Here is a 19,991-nt window from a genome sequence, read left to right as displayed (position 1 = left end):
CGCCGCCGGGCGGCCGATTTCAGTGATGCACGCAGCCGGTCGCCTTCTGCAAGGCAACCCTGCCCGTCTGCCTGCCTAGGAGAATTTCAATGGCCACCACGTTCGATCCCGCGACCACCGCCCAGCAACTGGCCACGGCGTACACGCAAAACGCCCAGAGCCTGCTGACGGCCAAGAACACCGTCGCGCAGTCGACGTCGACCGCACTGACCAAGCTGCGCTCGGCACTGACGAGCTTCGACACCGCGGTGGCGTCGCTCTCCGGCAAGAAGAGCGTCATCAAGTACAGCGCCACGTTCGACGCGACCACCCACGGCACCGCCACCGCCTCCGCGACCGCGCAGCCGGGCAAGTACTCGTTCTTCGTCGAGCAGCTGGCGACGACGCACCAGGTGGCCTATGCCAACCTGACGGACTCCACCGAAACCGGCACGCTCGGCCTGTCGCTGGCCGACGGCACCAGCTTCAACGTCAGCTTCGCCGCCGCGGACGCGGATGGCAACGGCCAGCTGTCGCCGGCCGAACTGGCGCGTGCCATCAACAACGATGCCGACAACAAGGGCAGCGTGACCGCCAGCGTGATCACCTCCGGCGGCCAGTCGCAGCTGGTGCTGTCGTCAGGCAAGTCGGGTGCAGAAGGCGAGGTCACGCTGAACACCACCGGCCTCAACGACGCCGCCCTCAAGGCCAAGCTGGATAGCGGCAACCCGCTCGTGGCCGCGCAGGACGCGATCGTCTGGCTCGGCGCGCAGACCACCGGCATCAAGCTGCAGCAGGCCACGAACACCTTCACGCCGGTCGACGGCGTGTCGATCAACTTCACGAAGGCGATGGCGCCCGGCGACGCGCCGGTCACGCTGACGGTCGCCAACGACGCCAGCGGCACCGCCGGCAACGTCAAGAGCTTCGTCGACGCGTACAACGCGCTGAACAACACGCTGACCGACATGACCAAGTCCGCCAAGCCCGACGCGGGCACGGCGGCCGGCGCCTTCGCCAGCGACGCCAGCATCCGCTCGCTGCGCAGCAGACTCGCCAGCATCCTGCGCGAGGAAGTCGGGGGCGACAGCCTGCGCACCTACGGCATCACGATCGACCGTTCAGGCGTACTGCAGCTCGATCAGACCAAGCTCGAAAAGGCGCTGGCCGCGAACCCCACGGGCCTGGACAAGGTCTTCGGCAGCGCCAGCACGACCGCACCCAGCGGACTGTTCGGCAAGTTCGACGCCTACGTCGAGCAGTGGACCAACAGCACCAACGGCCAGATCAAGAAGCGGCAGGACTCGCTGGCGCTCTCCCAGAAATCCCTCACGTCGCGCCAGACGCGGCTCGACGCCCAGTACGACAGCCTGTACGCCCGGTACCTCGCCCAGTTCACCAAGCTGCAGACGCTGCAGGAGAGCATGGGCCAGACCACCAACCTCTTCACCTCCTTGTCGAGTTGACGCAAGCCATGAACCTGAACCAAGACGCCTACCGCAGCTACCACGCTGTCAACCTCGGTGCGCAGACTGCACAGGCCTCGCCGGTGCAGCTGGTGCTGATCCTCACCGACGGCCTGCTGGAGGAGCTGGCGCGGGCGCGGGCGCACGTCGTCGCGCGCCGCTACGAGATGAAGGCACGCAGCCTGGACAAGTGCATCGACATCCTGCACGGCCTGGCCAGCTCGCTCGACTTCGACAACGGCGGCGACATCGTGCAGAACCTCGACCGCCTGTACGACTACTGCGCGGACCGGCTCTACCACGCCGGCACGCAGCTGGATCCGCAGATCATCGACGAGGTGAGCGGCCTGCTGACGACGCTGAAGCATGGCTGGGTCGGCCTGCAGGCACGCCATGGATAGGCGCCCGACCCTGGTCGGCTGGCGCCAGCGGCTCGAAGCCGCGGCGCAGAACGACGACTGGACCGCCCTGGCCCAGGCCGACCAGGAACTGGCCGCCGGCCTGCCCTCGCTGGCGGCGGCCGGCCCCTGGTCCACCCCCGAACGCACGGCCCTGCAGCAGCTGCAGGCCACCCACGAGCGCGCACGGCGACGCTGCGCTGCGACGCTGTCACGGATCGGTGGCCAGCTCGATGCGATGCGCCAGCAGCGCGAAGGCTGGCTGGCCTATGCCGGCGGCAATGCCTGGGACACCGAATGAACACCTTCGCCCCAACCCTTCCGCTCGACACCGCGGCCGCCGCTGCCGCCACGGCAGCGCCGGCACGCGTGGCGCCGGCCACGGGCGGCCTGCCCCGCGACACGGCGCAGGCTGGCGCCGCTGCGGCCGCGCCCGGCGAGGCATCGGCGCCGACCGCCTTCAATGCGTTGCTGGCCAGCCTGGGGCTGCTGCCGCCGGCGGCCTCCGGCGAGCTGGAGGCCGGCGAGGCCGATGCGGCGGACGCCGATCCGCAAGCCGGCACCACGCCCGATGCGCACGAAACCGCCGGCCTCGCCGCGCCGGACGTGCTGGCGGCTGCGCCCCCGGTGCCTCCGCTGCCGCCCGCCCTGACACCCGATGCCGCGACGCTGCTGGTCAGCCTGCCCGCACCGGTGTCCATGGCGGCCCCGGCCCCGCAAGACGCCCTGCCGGTGGACCACGCCGAGCTGCCCCTCGCCGCCACGGCTGCAACGCCTGCGGCACAAGCACCCGCGGCACCGCGGGCCGCACCGGCCACCCCGTTCGGCGACGTGGCGAAGGCCACCCCGCCCACCACGGCAGCGCCCGCCACGGCGACGCGAGCCGAACTTCCGCCGGCAGCCGGCGTCGCCGCACTGCGCGAGGCCAAGCCCGCCACGGGTGCCGCCATCGCCGATGCGACGGCGCGCTCCGGGGCACGCGAAGAGGCCGTCGCGGCGCCCGCCGCCACCGCTGCGGCCGCGGCAATGCCGGCCACATCGGCAGGCGAATCGACCAGCGCGGTGCAGAAGGCCTCCGCCACTGCCGTGCCCGCCGAGAGCCAACCGCTCCTGCAGGCCCTGGGCGATCGTGTGCGCGTGCAGATCGCGCAGCGCAGCGAACACGCGGTGATCCGCCTCGACCCGCCCATGATGGGCAGCGTCGAGATCGTCCTGCGCCACGAGGCGGGCGCGCTGCACGTGCAGCTGACCGCGTCGAACCCCGATGTGCAGCGCCAGCTGCAGCACATCAGCGACGCTCTGCGCCAGGACCTGTCGCAGCGCCAATACACCGATGTATCGGTGAACGTCGCCGCCCAGCCGGGTGATGCCGACGGCCGCCGCCGCCAGGGCCACGGCAGCGAACCCGAAGAACGTCCCGGCCAGGCGCTGGCCGAAGCCGAACGAGGCGCCGCGCCAGGCGGCTTCACCCTCGCATCGATCCTGGAGTAAACGATGAAGAAACTGCAAGTCCTGGTGGCCGCCGGCGTCGCGAGCGTGCTCCTGCTGGGCGGTGGCGGCGCCGCCGCCTGGTGGTACATGAAGCCCAAGGCCGAACACGTCGAAGAGGCGAAGAAGACCGACAAGACGGTCTACAAGTACGTCAACCTCGACAAGATCATCGTGATGCTGCGGGGACGCGAAGGCGAGCCGCTGTCGCACTACCTGGCGGTCGATCTCGTCTTCAAGACGCCGGCCGAGCAGGAAAAGACCATCAAGGACCACCTTCCCCTGCTGCGCAGCGTCGCGGTGAAGGCCTTGTCGGCGCACACGCTGGAGACGGCCGGCAAGCTGACCATCGACCAGTACACCGACGAGATCAACGCCGCCTTCGCGAAGAGCTACGAAGCGGACCATCGCGAGATGCCCTTCAAGGTCGCGATGATCGGCAAGCTCATCATCGAGTAGCCGCATGACCTACCTGGCCACCTATGGCGATCCGGCCTACGGTGCAGCGTCGGGCGCCATCGCGCACGGTGCGCTCGACGAAGGTGCGCAGCTGATGGCGTACGCCCCCCTGGTCAAGCGCATCGTCCGGCAGCTCAATGCACAGGTCAGCGTGACCATGGGCCGCGACGACATGGAACAGATCGGCCTGATGGGCCTGCTCGACGCCCTGCGGCGCTACGGCCCGCCCGACGAGAAGTTCGGCAGCTATGCCGCCGTGCGCGTGCGCGGTGCCATCCTGGACGAACTGCGCCGCCAGGACTGGCGGCCGCGCGGCGTCCGCCAGGACAGCCACAAGATCCGGGACGGCGTGCGCGCCCTCACCCGCAAGCTCGGCCGCGAGCCGAGCGATGCCGAGGTCATCGCCGCGCTGCGCCTGACGTCCGAGCAATGGCACGAGCACCAGCTCGACGAGAACGCCGAGGAGCTGTCGAGCTTCGACGAACTGGTCGCCGAGCTGAGCCTGGTGCCCAGCGACCAGCGCTCGCCGGAAGAGCAGTACGTGCTGCGCCGCAGCCTCGAGCAGGCGCTGAAGTCGCTCGACGCGCGCGAGCAGCGCGTGATCCAGCTCTATTACGAGTTCGAGCTGAGCCTCAAGGAAATCGCTGCGGTCCTCGACGTCACCGAGGCCCGCATCTGCCAGATCAACAAGGGCGCGCTGCGGAAGATGAAGAGCTTCCTGCAGCCCGCCTGACTCAAAACACCGCATCAACCGGGCTCACTGCCATGCAATCCATCGTCGGCATCCTCATCATCCTGGGCTGCGTCTTCGGCGGCTTCGCCTTCCACGGAGGCAACCTGGGTGCCATCTGGCAGCCGGTCGAGCTGGTGATCATCGTGGGCGCCGGCGCTGGCGCCATCGTGCTCGGCAATCCGGGCCACGTGCTGTCGGAGATGTGGCTGCAGGTCCGCAAGGTCATGCTGCGCAAGAAGCAGGGCGAGGAATTCCAGCGCCAATTGCTGCTGCTGATGTACGAACTGCTGCAGACGGCCGCCGGCGGCCTCAAGGCGCTCGACGCGCACGTGGAAGCGCCGCATGAAAGCGCTCTTTTCAAGCGTTATCCGCTGATCCTCGAAGAGCCCAAGCTGCTCCACTTCATCGTCGACAACTTTCGCCTCATGGCGATGGGCAAGATCAACTCACATGAGCTGGAAGGCGTTCTCGAACAGGAGATCGAAGCCATCCACGAAGAAATGTCCCAACCGGCCAAGTCGCTCGCCAAGATCGGCGAGGCGATGCCCGGCTTCGGCATCCTCGCGGCCGTGCTCGGCATCGTGATGACCATGAACGTGGTGGCCGACGGCGCCGGCATCGGCGAGATCGCGGTGCGCGTGGGGGCCGCGATGGTCGGCACCTTCATCGGCATCTTCATGTGCTACGGCCTGCTCGATCCCATCAGCAGCATGATGAAGCAGCTGGTCGCCGAGGAGCTCCAGGCCTTCGAATCGGTGAAGGTCGTGCTGGTCACGCACGTGGCCGGCAAGCCCCCGCTGCTGGCGATCGACGCCGGCCGCCGCCTGGTGCAGCTCAATATCAAGCCGAGCTTCGCCCGCCTCGAAGGCTGGATCGACAAGATGCAGAACGCCGGCGACCCGGACGCCACGCCGCAGCGGCGCGCAGGAGACAAGCGTGCCCAAGCCTGACGCGCACGGCAACGGCCACGGCGAAACCGTCGTCAAGCGTGTCTCCGGCAAGGGGCACCATGACGAGCACGGCGGCGCCTGGAAGGTGGCGTTCGCCGACTTCTGCCTGGCCTTGCTGTGCCTGTTCCTGGTGCTGTGGCTGATGGCCTCCCGCGAGCAGCAGGAGACCGCCGAGCAGCTGCGCATGGCGCAGGGCGGCACGCCGATGGACGGCGGCGGCGGCGGCCGCGTGCCGGCGGAGTCGGGCAACCCCCTGGGCAGCCTGATCTCGCGCGAACCGGTGCCCAGCCGAGGCGACGATCCCGACAACCGCCACGGCAACCCCGGCGCGCGCTCCTCCGGTGAAGGCGCGGGCCCGACGCCCAAGCTGTCCAAGTCGCGCTACGAGTCGGCTTCCGACATGAACGAGCTGGCGCGCGTGCTGGCCGACGTCAGCCGCCGCGCCGGGCTGGAAGACAACCTCTCCTCGGTGATCACGCCTTTCGGGCTGCGCGTGATGCTGCACGACACCGAGCGCGAGGGCATGTTCAAGCGCGGCAGCGCGATTCCCACCGAACGCTTCCGCGCATTGATGCAGGAGCTGGGGCCGCTCTTCGCCCAGATCGAGAACCAGCTGATGATCGTCGGACACACCGACTCGCTGCCGTACGTCGAGAAGAGCCCGACCGCATTCTCGAACTGGGCGCTGTCGAACAACCGCGCCGCGGCCGCCCGCACCCACCTGCTGACCGGCGGCATGCCCGAGGCCAGCGTGCTGCAGGTCGTCGGCATGGCCGACCGCGCACCGATGACGCCAGACAACCCCCGCGCCGACGTGAACCGCCGGATCGAGCTGATGGTGCTGACGCCCGAGCAGGCGCGCAACGTCAGCGCGATGTACGGCATGCCCACGCGCAGCGAGCCGCTGGTGCAGGGCAGCCTGTCGGCGCTGCCCGCCAGGCTCGAACAAGGTGTCTCGGCGCTGCGCAGCCAGCTGCTGGCCGCCGGCCGCGACGGCGGCACCACGGCCACGCTGGCACCTCTTCGCACGAGCACGCCATGAGAACCACCAAGTCCTCCTCTTCCAAAGGTGCACCGATGAGGATCAGCTCCAACGGCTCCACGGCGCTGGCTGCAGCCACCGGCCTGAGCCCTGTGGCGCAGGCATCTCCCGCGGACGCGGCGGCCACGGCAAGTGCCGGCGCGGCCACCCGCGGCCAGGCGCTGCAGTCGGCCGTGCTGGGACCGGCGATGGCCGCCATGGCCACGATGCCCGAGATCGACCATGCCAAGGTCGCCGAGCTGCGCGATGCCATCGCCCGCGGCGAGCTGCACTTCGACGCGGCCAAGCTGGCTGGCCTGATCCAGCGCTACCACGGAGGGCGGTCGTGAAGCGATCCGACGTCCTGCGCAGCGTGATCTCCGGCGTGCATACCGACCACGCGGGCTACCAGGCGCTGCGCCGCCTTCTCGACGAACAGTTCGACGCGGCACTGCGCCACGACACCCAGGCGTTGGCCGAGCTCGGCACCAGGATCTCGACGCAGGTCGCGCTGCTGGACGAGAGCCGCCGCGAGCGCATGCGCCAGGTGGCGCTGCTGGGCTTGCGCGCACCGGCCTCGATGGAGCACGTGATCGCGCTGTTCGCGCAGAACACCCGCGATGCCGTCGCACAGTTGTGGAATGCGCTGGAAGCGCTGGTGGTGGAGTGCAAGGCGCTCAACACCCGCAACTGCCGGCTGATGATGGAACAGCACGCGATGATGCAGCGCGTGCTCGACGGAGAGACGGACACCTATGCTCCGACCTGAGCTCGCCTTCCCCGCGGCCACGCCGGCGACGCAGGCCACGGCGCCCTTGTCTGCCGTGGCGCCTGCCCTGCCCACCCTGGGCGGCGGCCGGTTCAGCCAGCACTTCGCTCGCGTCGACGGCGAGATCCGCGACTACATCGCGAACGGTTCGCCCGAGGGCGACGGCGTGCCTGCACTCAGCGCGGCCGGCCGTGCCTACATGGCCAGCCTGCAGGACGCCGGCGGCGGCCTGACGACGGCCAGCGCGCTCGCCGCCATCCAAGGCAGTGGCTCGCTCGCCGATGCCGCGGCGAGCACACCGGAGCACCAGGCGTTTCTCGGCTCGATCGCGCCGTGGGCTGCCCAGGCGGGCCAGCAACTCGGCGTGGCGCCGGACATCCTGGCAGCCCATGCAGCGCTGGAATCCGGTTGGGGCCAGCGTCCGCTGCGCCAGGCCGCCGGCAGCAGCACCAACAACCTGTTCGGCATCAAGGCCGGCAGCAGTTGGCGCGGCGACAGCGCCGATGCCATGACCACGGAATACGAGCAGGGTGTCGCCACCAAGCGGACGGAACGCTTCCGCAGCTACGCCGACACCGCCTCGGCCTTCCAGGATTTTGCGAAGCTGATCCAGAACAATCCGCGCTACGAAGCGGCGCTCAACACGGGCACCGACGTCCGCGCCTACGCCGATGCGCTGGCGCGCGGCGGCTACGCCACCGACCCGAACTACGCCAACAAGCTGGTGAGCGTCGTGAACCGCCTGCGCAGCCGGCCTTCCGCCGCGGAGGCGCCATGAGCAGGCGGCCGATGAAGACGACTGCGCGCCCTCAGGGCATGTCGGCCGGCTCGACCACGCCGGCATCGACGATGCGGGCGCGGATCACCTTGCCGGTGTTGACGTTGCGCACCCGCACGACCTCGTCGCGCTTGCCGGGCTCCAAGGCCTCGCCGCTGGCCGTGACCTGCACGGGCCCCCTGCGGGCATCGATCAGCACCGAATCGCCGCGCTTGACGAGCACCGGCGCGGTCAGCAGCCGTTTCTGCAGCACCTGGCCTGCGCGCAGCGGACGCAGCGGCGCCTGCCCTGAGGCTTCGTCGATGTCGGACAGCGGATCGGCCAGCGACGACACGTCGCGCCGGTCGAGCGTGAGATCGGCCGCCGCCAGCGGCTTGCCCGAGGGCACCGAGGTCGCGGCCACCACCACGTCGGCGCTGAGCGAACCGCGCACCACGAACACCCTGCGCGTGTCATCCATGCCTGGGCAGCGCGCGGCGAAGCGCATGCGGCTGGCGAAGCGCGTGTCGACCGCATCGACCACCGGCGCCTGCGCGCAGCGCGGCGCCTCCTTGCCGCCGCTGGCGGCCACGCTCACCCCGATTTCAGGCGCCAGCAAGCCGTCGCGTTCGGCCTGCTGGGCCAGCGCCTCGCGTGCGGCATCGGCCACCGCGGCCTCCATGGAAGGCACGGCGGGCGCGGCGGACACCACCGCCGCGAAGGCCGCCGCCAGCCCGGCAGGTATCCACTTTTTCGAAAGGCAAAGGAGCAGCATGAGCATCGACTTCAAACAGGCGCTGGGCACGCACGCCAACACGCTGGCCCTGCGTGCCGAGCGCACAAAGATCCTGGCATCCAACATCGCCAACGAAAGTACGCCGGGCTACCAGGCCCGCGACGTCGACTTCGCCGCTGCACTGAGCCAGGCAGCGGCAGGCGAGGACGAAGGCGGGCTGTCATTAGACACCGGTGCGGAAGACCCGAAGTATCGCGTTCCGTTCCACGCCACGCAGGACGGCAACACGGTCGAACTCGGCGTCGAGCAGGCAGCGTTCTCGCAGAACGCGTCCGACTTCCAGACCAGCCTGACGTTCGTGAACATGAAGCTGCGCGGCCTGGCCAAGGCCATCGAGGGGCATTGAGATGGCATTCCGCAACATCGCCGAGATCGCCGGTTCCGCCATGTCGGCGCAAACCGTGCGGCTGAACACCATCGCCAGCAACCTGGCCAACGCGCAGTCCGCTTCCGGCAGCGAAGAGGCGACGTACCACGCGCGCAAGCCGGTCTTCGCCGCCATCGGCAAGGCGGGTGGCAGTTCGGTGCAGGTGCTGGACGTGGTCCAGAGCACCGAGCCGCTGCGCAAGTCCTACGAGCCGGACCACCCGCTCGCCAACGACGAGGGCATGGTGTTCTACCCGAACGTGAGCCCGGTGGCGGAGATGACGGACATGATGTCCGCGTCGCGCGCCTTCGAGACCAACGTGGAGGTGCTCGCACGCGTCAAGGGCATGCAGCAGTCGCTGCTGAAGCTGGGCGAGGCCTGACCACCATGGCATCGCTCGTCACCAACGACACCGGCACCTCCCAGCCCACCGGCGCCTTCGCAAGCGCGATCGGCGGCAACGGCGAGGTCTCGCAGCTCTTCACCACCCTGCTGGTCGCGCAGATCAAGAATCAAAACCCGCTCGAACCCACGGACCCGGCGGAGTTCGTCGCGCAGCTGACGCAGCTGAGCCAGATGGAAACGCTGCAGGGCCTGTCGAGCCAGACCGCGCTCAACGGCGCCCTGCTCGAAAGCCTGCAGACGCTGGGGCTGGGCGGCCAGGTGGGCTCGCTGGTCACGGTCGGCACCGACGAAGTGCAGCTCGGCGACACCGCCGTGGCCGGCAGCTTCGAGCTGGGTTCGCCAAGCACGAAGACCACGCTCGTGTTGACGGCCAGCGACGGCGCGGAGCGGCGCATTGAACTGGGCACCAAGGCCGCCGGCAAGGTCGACTTCAGCCTCGATCGCGGCACGCTGGGCCTGGCGGCCGGCACATACGGCCTGCGCATCGAAGCAGCCGACCAGGCCGCCCCGGCCGCCAGCGTGATCGGCACGCTGGGCAGCGTGCGCCTGGGATCCAACGGCAGCGTCGTGGTCGACGTGTCCAACGTCGGGCAGACCGCCCCGGACGCCATCACCGCCTTCCATGGCCGACCGGCCACCGCGACACCCTGAACACTTCTAGACGAGGGAACAAGACATGAGCTTCGCCATCGCACTGTCCGGCATCAACGCCATCAACTCCGAGCTGGACACCATCTCGAACAACATCGCCAACTCCGGCACCTACGGCTTCAAGTCCGGGCGGGCCAACTTCTCGTCGATGTACGCCGGCACGCAGGCCACCGGCGTGGAGGTCTCCTCGGTGACGCAGTCGATCGATGAGGGCGGCGGCATCCTGACGACAGGCCGCGGCATGGACGCCGCGATCAGCGGCCGCGGGTTCTTCGTCTCGCGCGACACGAATGGCCAGATGGTCTACAGCCGCGTGGGCATGTTCTCGGTCGACAAGACCGGCTTCGTCATCGACGGCAACGGCCGCAAGGTCCAGGGCTATGCCGCCCTGCCCGGCAGCGACGCCCTCGGCGTGCTGGGAGACCTGAAGGTGCCCAACGGCCAGATCGCCGCCAAGGCCACCGACAAGCTGAACTACGTGAGCAACCTGTCGCGCGACTGGACGGTGCCCACGGTCGCGCCGTTCAACGCGGCCGATCCTCTGAGCTTCAACAGCTCCAATGTCTCGGTGGTCTACGACTCGCTGGGCACCAAGCACTCCGTCACGCAGTACTTCGTGAAGACCGGCACCAACGCCATCAACGTGCACTACGCGTTCGACGGGGCCCCGGTCGCCAGCACGCAGGCCCTGACCTTCGACACCAACGGCGTGCTGACGTCGCCGACCACGGCGGTCTCGCTCGGCCTGGGCACCCCCGCCGGCGCCAATGCACTGACCGTGGCGATCGACTACACCGGCACGACGCAGTACGCAGGCGAGTCGGTCCCGACCGTCAACGCGTCCAACGGCTACGCCTCCGGCACGCTGATCTCCACGTCGATCGACGAGAACGGCGCTGTGCTCGCGCAATACAGCAACGGCGAGAAGCAACGCGTGGGCACGTTGGCACTGGCAGCTTTCCCGGCCGAAGGCGCGCTGACGCCGGTCAGCGACACGAGCTGGATCTCGTCATCCGCCTCCGGCGAAGCCTTGATGTTCGCGGCCGGCACCGGCATGACGGGCAAGCTGACCACGGGTGCGATCGAACAGTCCAACGTCGACATGACGGGTGAGCTGGTGGGACTGATGTCCGCGCAGCGCAACTACCAGGCCAACACGAAGGTGATCTCGACGCAGAACGAGATGATGCAGTCCCTGATGCAGGCCGTCTGACGCAGGACGCTGAAAGCAAGCTGCCATGGACGCCTTGATCTACACCCTGATGAGCGGCGCCGAGCGCTCGATGCGCGCTCAGCAGGTGCATGCAAACAACCTGGCCAACCTCGATACGGCCGGATTCCGGGCCGACCTGGACATCGCACTGAGCGAAGCCGTGCCCGGCACGGGCTTCGACGCGCGCCACATGGCCAAGCTGGAGACGGGTGCGGTGACCTCGCGGGCCGGCGCCATCAAGGCCACGGGCCGCGATCTCGACGTCGCCGTGCACGGCAATGGCTACCTGGCGGTGCAGTGGGCGGACGGCGAGGCCTATACGCGCGCCGGTGCGATCCAGATCGACGCGGACGGTGCGCTGCGCATCGATGGCCGCGCCGTGATGGGCGACGGCGGCCCGATCGTCCTGCCGCCCTACGAGAAGCTCGCCATCGGCGTGGACGGCACGCTGTCGATCCAGGCGCCGGGCGAGGTCGAGATGCAGGCGGTCGATCGCCTGAAGCTCGTCAGGCCCGAAGCCGGCCAGCTGGCCAAGAACGAGGCCGGGCTGATCGTGGCGCGCGACGGCCAGCCGCTGCCGGTCGACGACACGGTGCAGGTGCAAGGCGGCCACCTCGAGGGCAGCAACGTGTCGGCCGTCGAGGAGATGGTGGCCACGATGAGCCTGAACCGCGACTTCGAGGTGCAGATGAAGCTCTACAAGTCCGCCGACGCGATGGCCGAGGCCGGCAACCGATTGATCAGAGAGTAAGGAGAGCTGCGATGAACCCCGCAATGTGGATCAGCAAGACCGGTGTGCAGGCCCAGGACGCCAAGCTCCAGGCGATTGCGAACAACCTCGCCAACGTCAACACGGTCGGCTTCAAGCGCGACCGTGTGATGTTCCAGGACCTCTTCTACCAGGTCGACCAGCAACCCGGCACCCAGCGCGACGACAACACGATGTCGCCGTCAGGCACGCAGCTGGGCAACGGCACGAAGGTGCTGGGCACCCAGAAGGTGTTCACCACCGGCAACCTGCAGACGACCAGCCAGCCGCTGGACGTGGCGATCGTCGGCCAGGGCTTCCTGCAGGTGGCCATGCCCAACGGCGACACCGCCTACACCCGTGCCGGCCAGCTGCAGCGCAGCCCCGAGGGCCAGATCGTCACCGCGCAGGGCCTGCCGGTGATGCCCGAAATCACCATCCCCGCCACCGCGACCGGCGTGACGATCGGGGAGAACGGCATGGTGTCGGTCACCATGCCGGGCCAGACGGCACCCCAGGAGATCGGCCAGCTGACGATCGCGGGCTTCGTCAACCCGGCGGGCCTGCTCGCCATGGGCGACAACCTCTACACCGAGACCGCCGCCAGCGGCGCGCCGACCGTCGGCAACCCCGGTGACGAAGGCCTGGGCAAGCTGAAGCAGTACGCGCTCGAAGGCTCCAACGTGCAGGTCGTCGAGGAGATGGTCGAGATGATCGCCGCGCAGCGCACCTACGAGATGAACACCAAGGTGTTGTCCGCCGCTGACAACATGCTGCAGTACCTGGCACAGGCCGCCCGCTGACCATGAACGCGACCGCACTGACCACGGCGCTCGCCGCACTGCTGCTGTCCGCCTGCGCGCACATCGAGCCGCCGCAGGCGCCTGCACTGGCGGAAGAGAAGCCGCTGCCGATGCTGCAGGCGGTGGCGCGCAAGGGCCAGTCAGGCGGCGTGTTCGCCCCCGATGCGGCCTGGAGCCTGCACAGCGACAGCCGGGCCTTCCGGCCGGGCGACGTGCTCACCGTGGTGCTCAACGAGACCACGCAGGCGAGCAAGTCGGCCGACACGCAGTTCGGCAAGGAAAGCAATGTAGCGGTGTCGCCGACGATCTTCGGCACCAAGACGATCAAGAGCAACATCGGCGCGAGCGCATCGCGCGATTTCAACGGCTCGGCCACCAGCAGCCAGCAGAACACGCTGCAGGGCGCGATCACGGTGATCGTGCACGAGGTCATGCCGGGCGGCCTGCTGCGGGTCGCGGGCGAAAAGAGCCTCTACCTCAACCAGGGCGAGGAGTTCGTGCGCCTGGCCGGCTACGTGCGCAGTGCCGACATCGACACCGACAACCGCGTGTCGTCGCAGCGCATCGCCAATGCGCGCATCGCGTACTCCGGCCGCGGCACCCTGGCCGACGCCAACAACGCCGGGTGGCTGACGCGCTTCTTCACCAGCCCCTGGATGCCCTTCTGACAACCACCGCCATGCAGCCCACCCGCCTCGCCATCCGCTTCGCCGCACTGTGCATGTCCGCCCTGCTCGTGCTGCCGGGGCCTTCCGTGTCCGCGACGACGCCTCGCACCAAGGTGCCGGCGGAGGCGCTGCCCGCGAAGAACCTGCGCGCGCTGCGCAACCTGGTCAGCGTGGAAGGCGTGCGCGAGAACCAGCTCATCGGCTATGGCCTGGTCGTCGGCCTGAACGGCTCGGGCGACAGCACGCAGTCGAAGGCCACCGGCCAGTCGATGAACAACCTGCTGAAGCAGTTCGGCGTGAAGCTGCCCGAGAAGGTCGATGCCAAGTCGAAAAACGTCGCGACCGTGATGGTGAGCGCCGTGTTCCCACCGGGCTACCGCAAGGGGCAGACGATCGACGTGACCGTGTCCTCGCTGGGCGACGCCAAGAGCCTGCGCGGCGGCACGCTGCTGCTGACGCCGCTGCGCGCCGCCGATGGCGAGGTGTACGCGCTGGGCCAGGGCAACCTGGTCGTGGGCGGGCTCAACGCCAGCGGCAACAGTGGCTCGAGCGTGACCATCAACACCCCCACGTCCGGCCGCGTACCAAACGGCGCGTCGATCGAGCGGGAGATCGAAACCGACTTCGACACCCGCCCCACGGTGCGGCTGAGCCTGAAGCGTCCGCACTTCCAGACCGCGACCAACATCGTCGAATCGATCAACCGGGCCTACGGCACCGTGGCGAGCACCCGCGACGCCACCAGCGTCGAGGTGGTGGCGCCCCAGGACCCGACGCAGCGCGTGGCCTTCGTGGCTGCGCTGGAAGCACTGCCCATCGACGTGGGCCGCGAGGTGCCCAAGGTCATCTTCAATTCGCGCACCGGCACGGTGGTGATCGCCGACGGCGTCACCGTGAAGCCGGCGGCCGTGTCGCACGGTTCCTTGAAGGTCGTGATCTCCGAGAGCCCGCAGGTCAGCCAGCCGAACGCGTTCGGCCGCGGCAATACCCAGGTGGTGCCGCAGTCGCGCGTGAACGTGGACCAGGGCTCGGGCCACATGTTCCAGTGGCCGGCCAGCGCCAACCTGCAAACCATCATCGACGCCATCAACAGCATCGGCGCGACGCCGGACGACATCATGTCGATCCTGCAGGCACTCGACCAGGCCGGCGCGATCGATGGGGAACTCGTGGTCATCTGACCTGGAGCACGCAGCATGATCACCCCCCTGACACCCTCCCACGCCCCTGCAAGTTCCTCGAGCGAGGACGACGCCATCCGCGCCCAGGCGGGCAAGGCGGCCGAGAAGTTCGAGGCCCACATGATCACGCAGATGCTGCGGCAGATGCGCCGGAGCATGCGCGAACTGGCCGACGAGGACAGCCCGCTGAAGAACAAGGTCAACGACGACATGCTGGACCTGGCGGACGGCTTGCTGGGCGACCAGCTCGCGAGCCAGCGCGCATTCGGCATCGCCGACGCCTTGCTCCGACAGTTGCTGCCCACGGCGCCCGAGGTGCCTCCCCAGCCGCCCGCTTAAGTAACCCCTGGCAGCGGTCGCCCTTTCATGACGAGCAGGCTCAGCGCGGCCTGCCATCCACAACAGGCAAGCCATGAGCATCATCCAGACCGCCCTTTCCGGCACGCGTGCAGCCCAGATCGGGTTGGATGTGACCAGCCAGAACATCGCCAACGTGATGACGGCCGGCTATACCCGCCAGGGCGTCAACCTGACGACGGTGCAACCCAACCGCTCCGGTGCGACCTCGGTGGGCAGCGGTGTCAACGTACCGGCGCTCATCCGCTTCAGCGACAGCTACAAGAACCTGCAGATGTGGTCTGCGGCGTCGGAGGTCGGAAAACGGGACGTCGCGCAGCCCTACCTCACGCAGCTCGAGCAGGTGATGGGCGACGACGAATCGGGCATCAGCGGCGGCCTGGACAAGTTCTTCGCCGCGCTCAACGCCGCGAGCGTCGAGCCGGGGTCTTCTCCCCTTCGCCAGCAGGTGATCACGGCCGCGGACGCCCTGGCGCAACGGTTCAACAGCCTGCAGACGGTGCTGTCCAACCAACGCACGGCCATCTACCAGCAGCGCAGCACCATCCTCGATCAGGTGAACAGCCTGTCGCTCGACGTGGCCCGCCTGAACGACAAGATTGCAGCGGCCACGGGCATCGGCGTGAATGCCTCCGGCCTGATCGACGAACGGGACAAGAAGATCAACGAGATGGCGTCGTTGGTCTCCCTGCAGGTCGTCAACCAGCCGGACGGATCGCGCAGCCTGTCGCTGCAAGGCGGCCAGCCGCTGGTGGTGGGATCGACCGCCTCGACGCTGCGTGCAGAGGTCAACCCCGACGGCTCGCAGACGCTCAAGCTCGACTTCGCCTCACAGACCTTCTCGCTGGCCGGCACCGCCTTCGGCGGTCAGTTGGGCGGACTCGACGACCTGCAGGCCAAGGTACTGGCCCCGCTGGCGAAGTCGATCACGGAGATGGCGGACCAACTGTCCGCCGGCGTCAACAGCAAGTTCACCGCGGGCTACGGCCTGGACGGCCTGGCAGGGATGCCCCTCTTCGTCTTCGATCCGACGAGCGCAACCAGCATGCTGAAGATCAACCCCGCCGTGCTGCCGCAAAAGCTCGGCTTTTCGAGCGATCCGGCCCAGCCGGGTGCCAGCGACAATCTGCTCGACGTGATCAAGCTGCAGCAACAGCCGATCACCCTCACCTCTCTGGGCAGCGTGCTGCTCGGCGATGTGTACTCGCAACTCGTGGGAAAGCTCGCGACCGACAGCCAGCAGAACCAGGCCGCGTTGAACACCGCGCAGACGGTACGAAACCAGGCCGAATCGAGCTGGAAATCGACCAGCGGGGTCAATCAGGACGAAGAGGCGGTGAACCTCCTGCAGTACCAGCAGATGTACCAGGCCAACATGAAAGTCATCGCCGTGGCCAACGAGCTGTTCGACAGCACGTTGGCGATGATCTGACAGGAACAGCACGATGCGCATCGCCAGCACCCAGTACCACAGCACGATGAATACCGCGCTGCAGAACGCCTCCGCACGCGCCCAGGAGATGCTCGAACGCATTGCCAGCGGAAAGCGGCTGAGCGTGCCGTCGGAGGATCCGGTCAGGGCGGTGCGCCTGTCCCGGTTGACCCGCGAGGAAGCAGCCCTCACCCAGTACCGCGACAACATCGGCGCACTGTCCACGCGGCTCCAGCAGAACGAGGCTCTGCTCGACGGCATGAGCACGGACTTGCTCGAAGCACGCGATCTCATGGTCTGGGGCGCCGATGGCGGCAACACGGCGGAAGACGTCGCGGCGATGGCGAATTCGCTGAAGTCGCTGCGCGACAGCCTCTTCTACACCGCCAACAGCCGCGATCAGGAGGGCCGCTACATGTTCTCGGGCACGGCCACGAGCACGGCAACCGTCACCCACGATGCCACCGCCGCCGTCGGTTCGCGCTACACGTGGACAGGAAACACCGGTGAGCAGTTGGTGGTCGTGGGCAACGGCATCACGCAGGCAGCCAACGTCAACCTGGACGAGATGGGCGCGCTGCTGAACCAGCTCGACCGCATCATCGGCACGTTCGAGACACCGGGCATCAACATCAACGATGCGGCCGTGCGCGCCGAGACGACGGCGACGCTGACCGCCATCGACAACGGGATCGAGACGATCACCACCCACATCGCCCGCCTGGGCGGCGCACAGAACACACTGCAGACGCTGGGCGACAACCATGCCAACGTCAGCTTGTCGAACCAGCAGGCGGGCCTGAGTCTGGGTGCCCTGGACTACAGCGAGGCGGCAGTGAAGCTGGAGGGCTACACCACCGCGCTGCAGGCCACGCAGAAGGCCTATGCGAAGGTCAGCGGCCTGTCGCTCTTCGACGTGATCTAACCGCCGGTCCAGGCCATGCAACCGGTTTCGTCCAGCGTCAACGCACCGGCCTCTCGGGCGACCGGCGCGACGGCCACGCGCTCGTCCGGCACGTCGTCGATGGCCGAAGGCCTTCGCGAAGCGCAACCCCTGCGCATCACGCGGCAGGACTGGAATCCGCAGCGCAACCAGCAGACAGCCGATACGCAACGCACGCTCGACTACCTCGAGCGCATGACGGCGCAGCTGCAGCAGCTGAAGAGCACGCTGAGCGCGCAACTGATCAGCCAGCGCGCCACAGCGGGCAGCAACAACGGCACGACGTCCGCCTTGGACCGCCAGTTGCAGTCGCTCGACGACCTGTGGCGCCAGCGCGATCCGATGACCGGCAGCAGCCTCGACAGCCAGCTGCGCTTCAACATTGCTGCGCCGGCTACGCGCCACTTCTCCGTCCGAGGGCTCGACAGCTCGACCCTGGCCACCGGCGAGCGCGAAACGCTTACCTTCTCCATCGGTCAAGGCCGGCAGAGCACCGCGAGCATCACGCTCGAAGCAGGTGCTTCGCTGCAAGACAACGTCCGCAAGCTCGATCGCGCGCTCGCTCCGATGGGCGTGGGCGTATCCCTCAACGGTGCCGGCGAGACGATCTTCAGCGTTGCGGAGACGGCCTGGACGCAGGTGCGCGACACGCTCGCCATCAAGGGCGGCGGCATTCGCCTTCCTGCAGGGCAGGCGCATCGTGCAAAGGCCGAAGCGCAGGAAGAAGCGCTGACACCCGCAGCATGGGGCACCGGCGACGCAGCCGCCTTGCGCAGCACGCTGCAAGAAGTGACCCAGGCGCTGGAGCACGTCCGGCGTGTGGCACAGCAAGTCCGAGAGGCGCTGGAGCGCGCCAAGCAAAGCACGGTGCGGGCGGCCGATGCGGCGTGGGCAGCAACATTCGCCGAGGAATTCGGGGCACGGGCGCAGGCGCCGGACTACGAAGTCTATGCCGCGGTCGCTCCAGCGCTGGTCAGCGTGAACCGCAGCCGGGTCATGTCGCTGCTCAGCCTGAAGTGATGGACGGCCTGCGCTACTGCAGCGGCTCCTTGAGCGCTTCGGGGATGGCCAAGGTGGCGATGGGAATGCCCTCGTCCGCCAACGCTTCCCGTTGTGCGGCGGTTGCCAGACCCCGGATGCTGCGCGCAGCAACTTCCCCATAGTGCATCCGGCGCGCTTCGTCGGAGAACCGCTCGCCGACATCCTCGGTGTTCTGCACCACGTGCCGAACCGCCTTCATCCACGCGGCCTGCAGGACGCTGCCTAGCGCCTGAGGTTCACCAGCCATGCCTGGTGCGGCGACCGATTCCCGTGCGCCGGAGAGGTTCAGCCTCGGTGCGCTGGGCCGCTTGGAGATCGACTTGTCTGCGCAGAGCGGGCACTCGATCAGCTGCCGGTCGTGTTGATCAACGAAGTCCTCATCGGACGCGAACCAGCCTTCGAACCCATGGCCTCGGCCACAGCAAAGATCGAGTACCTTCATTTGATGATGATAGTGGTGCACCGAGGGTACCTCAGCGCACCGCCTGCCAGTCCAGCGCCCAGGCACCCGCCTTCCAGCGTTGCAGCCACAACAGGCAGATCAGCGTCTTGGCATCCGTGAGCTCCCCCCGGCCGGCCATCGCATCGAGTTCCTCTGGGGCATGCACGTGCACATCGATCAGTTCGCCATGGTCCAGGCGTTGGCTGCCCTCCACCAACCCCCGGGCAAAGAAGATCTCGATGTGCTCGTTGGAATACGCTGCCGCGTTGTGGAGGACGCCGGCACGCGCACATTCGGAAGCGCGATAACCCGTTTCTTCGGCCAGCTCTCGAAGCCCGCACCTCATCGTGTCTTCGCCAGGATCGATCTTGCCTGCGGGGAACTCCAGCAACACGCGGCTCAACGGATAGCGATGCTGCCTGACCAGAACGAGCCTGCCGTCATCCAGCATCGGTACCACCACCACGGCACCGGGATGGACGATGTATTCCCGCGTCGCGGTGCCCCCGCCGGGCAGACCGATGACATCGCGTCGAACATCGAGGAAGTTGCCTCGATATACCTGCTGGCTAGACAAGCGCGTCTCGATCAGATGCCGGTCTTCGTCAGCCATGCGCTATCCGTGGTGGCGGCGCAGGACGCGCCAGACAAAGCCGGGGAAAGCCAGCGTCAGAAACAGGCAGATCCCCGCGACATAGAACTCCCAGCCCTGCGGCTGCCGCTGCCCGACCCGCGACTCGAGCGCCAGGCCCACCAGCAACGCCAGTGCGGCCATCAAGGCCAGCTCGAGCAAGCGCCAAGCCCAAGGCTTCGGCACCCGAAGCGGCCCGACAAACAGCAGCTTGTCGGTCAGAAACGGCAGGTTGGCAGCAACTGCCGCCACCAGCAAGACCAGCCAGACCTCGGCCGAGTGTCCCGTCACGG

At 68.1% G+C, this 19,991-nt stretch carries 27 protein-coding genes; 23 read left to right on the top strand and 4 right to left on the bottom strand.

Translation table 11 applies throughout. From position 1 onward, the window contains the following. The first annotated feature begins 89 nt into the window (after positions 1–89). From fliD to flgJ, 11 genes are read left to right on the top strand one after another with little or no spacing between them, the layout of a single operon-like run. Positions 90–1,445: a flagellar filament capping protein FliD gene (gene fliD, locus V4F39_RS17010; RefSeq protein ID WP_332290912.1), complete on the top strand. Its 1,356-nt coding sequence runs from the start codon at positions 90–92 to the stop codon at positions 1,443–1,445. 8 nt (positions 1,446–1,453) lie between these two features. Further along, positions 1,454–1,846, top strand: coding sequence for a flagellar export chaperone FliS (gene fliS / locus V4F39_RS17005; protein WP_332290910.1), 393 nt, complete (start codon positions 1,454–1,456; stop codon positions 1,844–1,846). Then, positions 1,839–2,144, top strand: a complete 306-nt coding sequence (fliT, locus tag V4F39_RS17000; protein ID WP_332290908.1) for a flagellar protein FliT — start codon at positions 1,839–1,841, stop codon at positions 2,142–2,144. The genes fliS and fliT overlap by 8 nt, the downstream gene beginning before the upstream one ends. Continuing rightward, on the top strand, positions 2,141–3,334 hold the full coding sequence (locus tag V4F39_RS16995; protein ID WP_332290907.1) for a flagellar hook-length control protein FliK: 1,194 nt from the start codon (positions 2,141–2,143) through the stop codon (positions 3,332–3,334). Before fliT ends, V4F39_RS16995 begins: the two co-directional genes overlap by 4 nt. A gap of 3 nt (positions 3,335–3,337) precedes the next feature. Then, positions 3,338–3,790 (top strand): flagellar basal body-associated FliL family protein, encoded by a 453-nt coding sequence (locus V4F39_RS16990; RefSeq protein ID WP_332290905.1) that lies wholly within the window; start codon positions 3,338–3,340, stop codon positions 3,788–3,790. A 4-nt stretch (positions 3,791–3,794) separates the two neighbouring features. Continuing rightward, positions 3,795–4,523, top strand: a complete 729-nt coding sequence (gene fliA, locus V4F39_RS16985; protein WP_332290904.1) for an RNA polymerase sigma factor FliA — start codon at positions 3,795–3,797, stop codon at positions 4,521–4,523. 32 nt (positions 4,524–4,555) lie between these two features. Continuing rightward, a complete protein-coding gene (gene motA / locus V4F39_RS16980; RefSeq protein ID WP_332290903.1) occupies positions 4,556–5,473 on the top strand; it encodes a flagellar motor stator protein MotA in 918 nt (305 codons plus the stop codon). Beyond that, positions 5,460–6,515, top strand: a complete 1,056-nt coding sequence (locus V4F39_RS16975) for a flagellar motor protein MotB (RefSeq protein ID WP_332290902.1) — start codon at positions 5,460–5,462, stop codon at positions 6,513–6,515. Before motA ends, V4F39_RS16975 begins: the two co-directional genes overlap by 14 nt. A gap of 35 nt (positions 6,516–6,550) precedes the next feature. Continuing rightward, positions 6,551–6,844: a flagellar biosynthesis anti-sigma factor FlgM gene (gene flgM, locus V4F39_RS16970; protein WP_332290900.1), complete on the top strand. Its 294-nt coding sequence runs from the start codon at positions 6,551–6,553 to the stop codon at positions 6,842–6,844. Then, the gene (gene flgN, locus V4F39_RS16965; RefSeq protein ID WP_332290899.1) at positions 6,841–7,263 is read left to right on the top strand and encodes a flagellar export chaperone FlgN; all 423 of its coding nucleotides are present in this window, start codon (positions 6,841–6,843) and stop codon (positions 7,261–7,263) included. The genes flgM and flgN overlap by 4 nt, the downstream gene beginning before the upstream one ends. Beyond that, positions 7,250–8,041: a flagellar assembly peptidoglycan hydrolase FlgJ gene (gene flgJ / locus V4F39_RS16960; RefSeq protein ID WP_332290898.1), complete on the top strand. Its 792-nt coding sequence runs from the start codon at positions 7,250–7,252 to the stop codon at positions 8,039–8,041. The genes flgN and flgJ overlap by 14 nt, the downstream gene beginning before the upstream one ends. Before the next feature lie 31 nt (positions 8,042–8,072). Here the strand turns inward: flgJ and flgA are convergent, their stop codons facing one another. After that, on the bottom strand, positions 8,073–8,795 hold the full coding sequence (gene flgA / locus V4F39_RS16955) for a flagellar basal body P-ring formation chaperone FlgA (protein ID WP_332290896.1): 723 nt from the start codon (positions 8,793–8,795) through the stop codon (positions 8,073–8,075). Here flgA and flgB point away from each other — a divergent pair. From flgB to V4F39_RS16895, 12 genes are all read left to right on the top strand, one after another. Next, positions 8,794–9,162: a flagellar basal body rod protein FlgB gene (gene flgB / locus V4F39_RS16950; RefSeq protein WP_332290895.1), complete on the top strand. Its 369-nt coding sequence runs from the start codon at positions 8,794–8,796 to the stop codon at positions 9,160–9,162. The two genes, flgA and flgB, sit on opposite strands and share 2 nt — an antisense overlap. Before the next feature lies 1 nt (position 9,163). Continuing rightward, positions 9,164–9,565: a flagellar basal body rod protein FlgC gene (gene flgC / locus V4F39_RS16945; protein WP_332290894.1), complete on the top strand. Its 402-nt coding sequence runs from the start codon at positions 9,164–9,166 to the stop codon at positions 9,563–9,565. A 5-nt stretch (positions 9,566–9,570) separates the two neighbouring features. Further along, entirely contained in the window at positions 9,571–10,239 is a 669-nt protein-coding gene (locus V4F39_RS16940) for a flagellar hook capping FlgD N-terminal domain-containing protein (RefSeq protein ID WP_332290893.1), read from the top strand. Positions 10,240–10,264: 25 nt separating this feature from the next. Then, positions 10,265–11,452: a flagellar hook protein FlgE gene (locus tag V4F39_RS16935; RefSeq protein WP_332290892.1), complete on the top strand. Its 1,188-nt coding sequence runs from the start codon at positions 10,265–10,267 to the stop codon at positions 11,450–11,452. Positions 11,453–11,477: 25 nt separating this feature from the next. Next, positions 11,478–12,203, top strand: a complete 726-nt coding sequence (locus V4F39_RS16930; protein ID WP_332290891.1) for a flagellar basal body rod protein FlgF — start codon at positions 11,478–11,480, stop codon at positions 12,201–12,203. Between the two features lie 11 nt (positions 12,204–12,214). Then, positions 12,215–13,003, top strand: coding sequence for a flagellar basal-body rod protein FlgG (flgG, locus tag V4F39_RS16925; RefSeq protein ID WP_332290889.1), 789 nt, complete (start codon positions 12,215–12,217; stop codon positions 13,001–13,003). A 2-nt stretch (positions 13,004–13,005) separates the two neighbouring features. Beyond that, entirely contained in the window at positions 13,006–13,671 is a 666-nt protein-coding gene (gene flgH, locus V4F39_RS16920) for a flagellar basal body L-ring protein FlgH (RefSeq protein ID WP_332290888.1), read from the top strand. Positions 13,672–13,682: 11 nt separating this feature from the next. Next, positions 13,683–14,852, top strand: a complete 1,170-nt coding sequence (locus V4F39_RS16915; protein WP_332290887.1) for a flagellar basal body P-ring protein FlgI — start codon at positions 13,683–13,685, stop codon at positions 14,850–14,852. A 15-nt stretch (positions 14,853–14,867) separates the two neighbouring features. Beyond that, the gene (locus tag V4F39_RS16910) at positions 14,868–15,191 is read left to right on the top strand and encodes a hypothetical protein (protein ID WP_332290886.1); all 324 of its coding nucleotides are present in this window, start codon (positions 14,868–14,870) and stop codon (positions 15,189–15,191) included. Positions 15,192–15,264: 73 nt separating this feature from the next. After that, positions 15,265–16,641, top strand: coding sequence for a flagellar hook-associated protein FlgK (gene flgK / locus V4F39_RS16905; RefSeq protein ID WP_332290885.1), 1,377 nt, complete (start codon positions 15,265–15,267; stop codon positions 16,639–16,641). A 13-nt stretch (positions 16,642–16,654) separates the two neighbouring features. Then, the gene (gene flgL, locus V4F39_RS16900; protein ID WP_332290884.1) at positions 16,655–17,566 is read left to right on the top strand and encodes a flagellar hook-associated protein FlgL; all 912 of its coding nucleotides are present in this window, start codon (positions 16,655–16,657) and stop codon (positions 17,564–17,566) included. Positions 17,567–17,581: 15 nt separating this feature from the next. After that, complete coding sequence (locus tag V4F39_RS16895; protein ID WP_332290882.1) at positions 17,582–18,604, top strand: hypothetical protein; 1,023 nt, start codon at positions 17,582–17,584, stop codon at positions 18,602–18,604. A 13-nt stretch (positions 18,605–18,617) separates the two neighbouring features. Here V4F39_RS16895 and V4F39_RS16890 read toward each other — a convergent pair whose 3' ends face one another. The 3 genes from V4F39_RS16890 to V4F39_RS16880 are packed head-to-tail and all read right to left on the bottom strand — an operon-like array spanning position 18,618 to position 19,989. Then, positions 18,618–19,067, bottom strand: coding sequence for a DUF1178 family protein (locus V4F39_RS16890; RefSeq protein ID WP_332290881.1), 450 nt, complete (start codon positions 19,065–19,067; stop codon positions 18,618–18,620). 31 nt (positions 19,068–19,098) lie between these two features. Then, on the bottom strand, positions 19,099–19,680 hold the full coding sequence (locus tag V4F39_RS16885; protein WP_332290880.1) for an NUDIX hydrolase: 582 nt from the start codon (positions 19,678–19,680) through the stop codon (positions 19,099–19,101). 3 nt (positions 19,681–19,683) lie between these two features. After that, positions 19,684–19,989: a DUF2818 family protein gene (locus tag V4F39_RS16880; protein ID WP_332290879.1), complete on the bottom strand. Its 306-nt coding sequence runs from the start codon at positions 19,987–19,989 to the stop codon at positions 19,684–19,686. Positions 19,990–19,991 lie beyond the last annotated feature (2 nt).

Source organism: Aquincola agrisoli, from assembly GCF_036621135.1.
Lineage (GTDB): Bacteria > Pseudomonadota > Gammaproteobacteria > Burkholderiales > Burkholderiaceae_C > Aquincola > Aquincola agrisoli.
The sequence above is the reverse complement of the archived record's forward strand: the minus strand, read 5'-3'. Positions and strand labels throughout refer to the sequence as shown.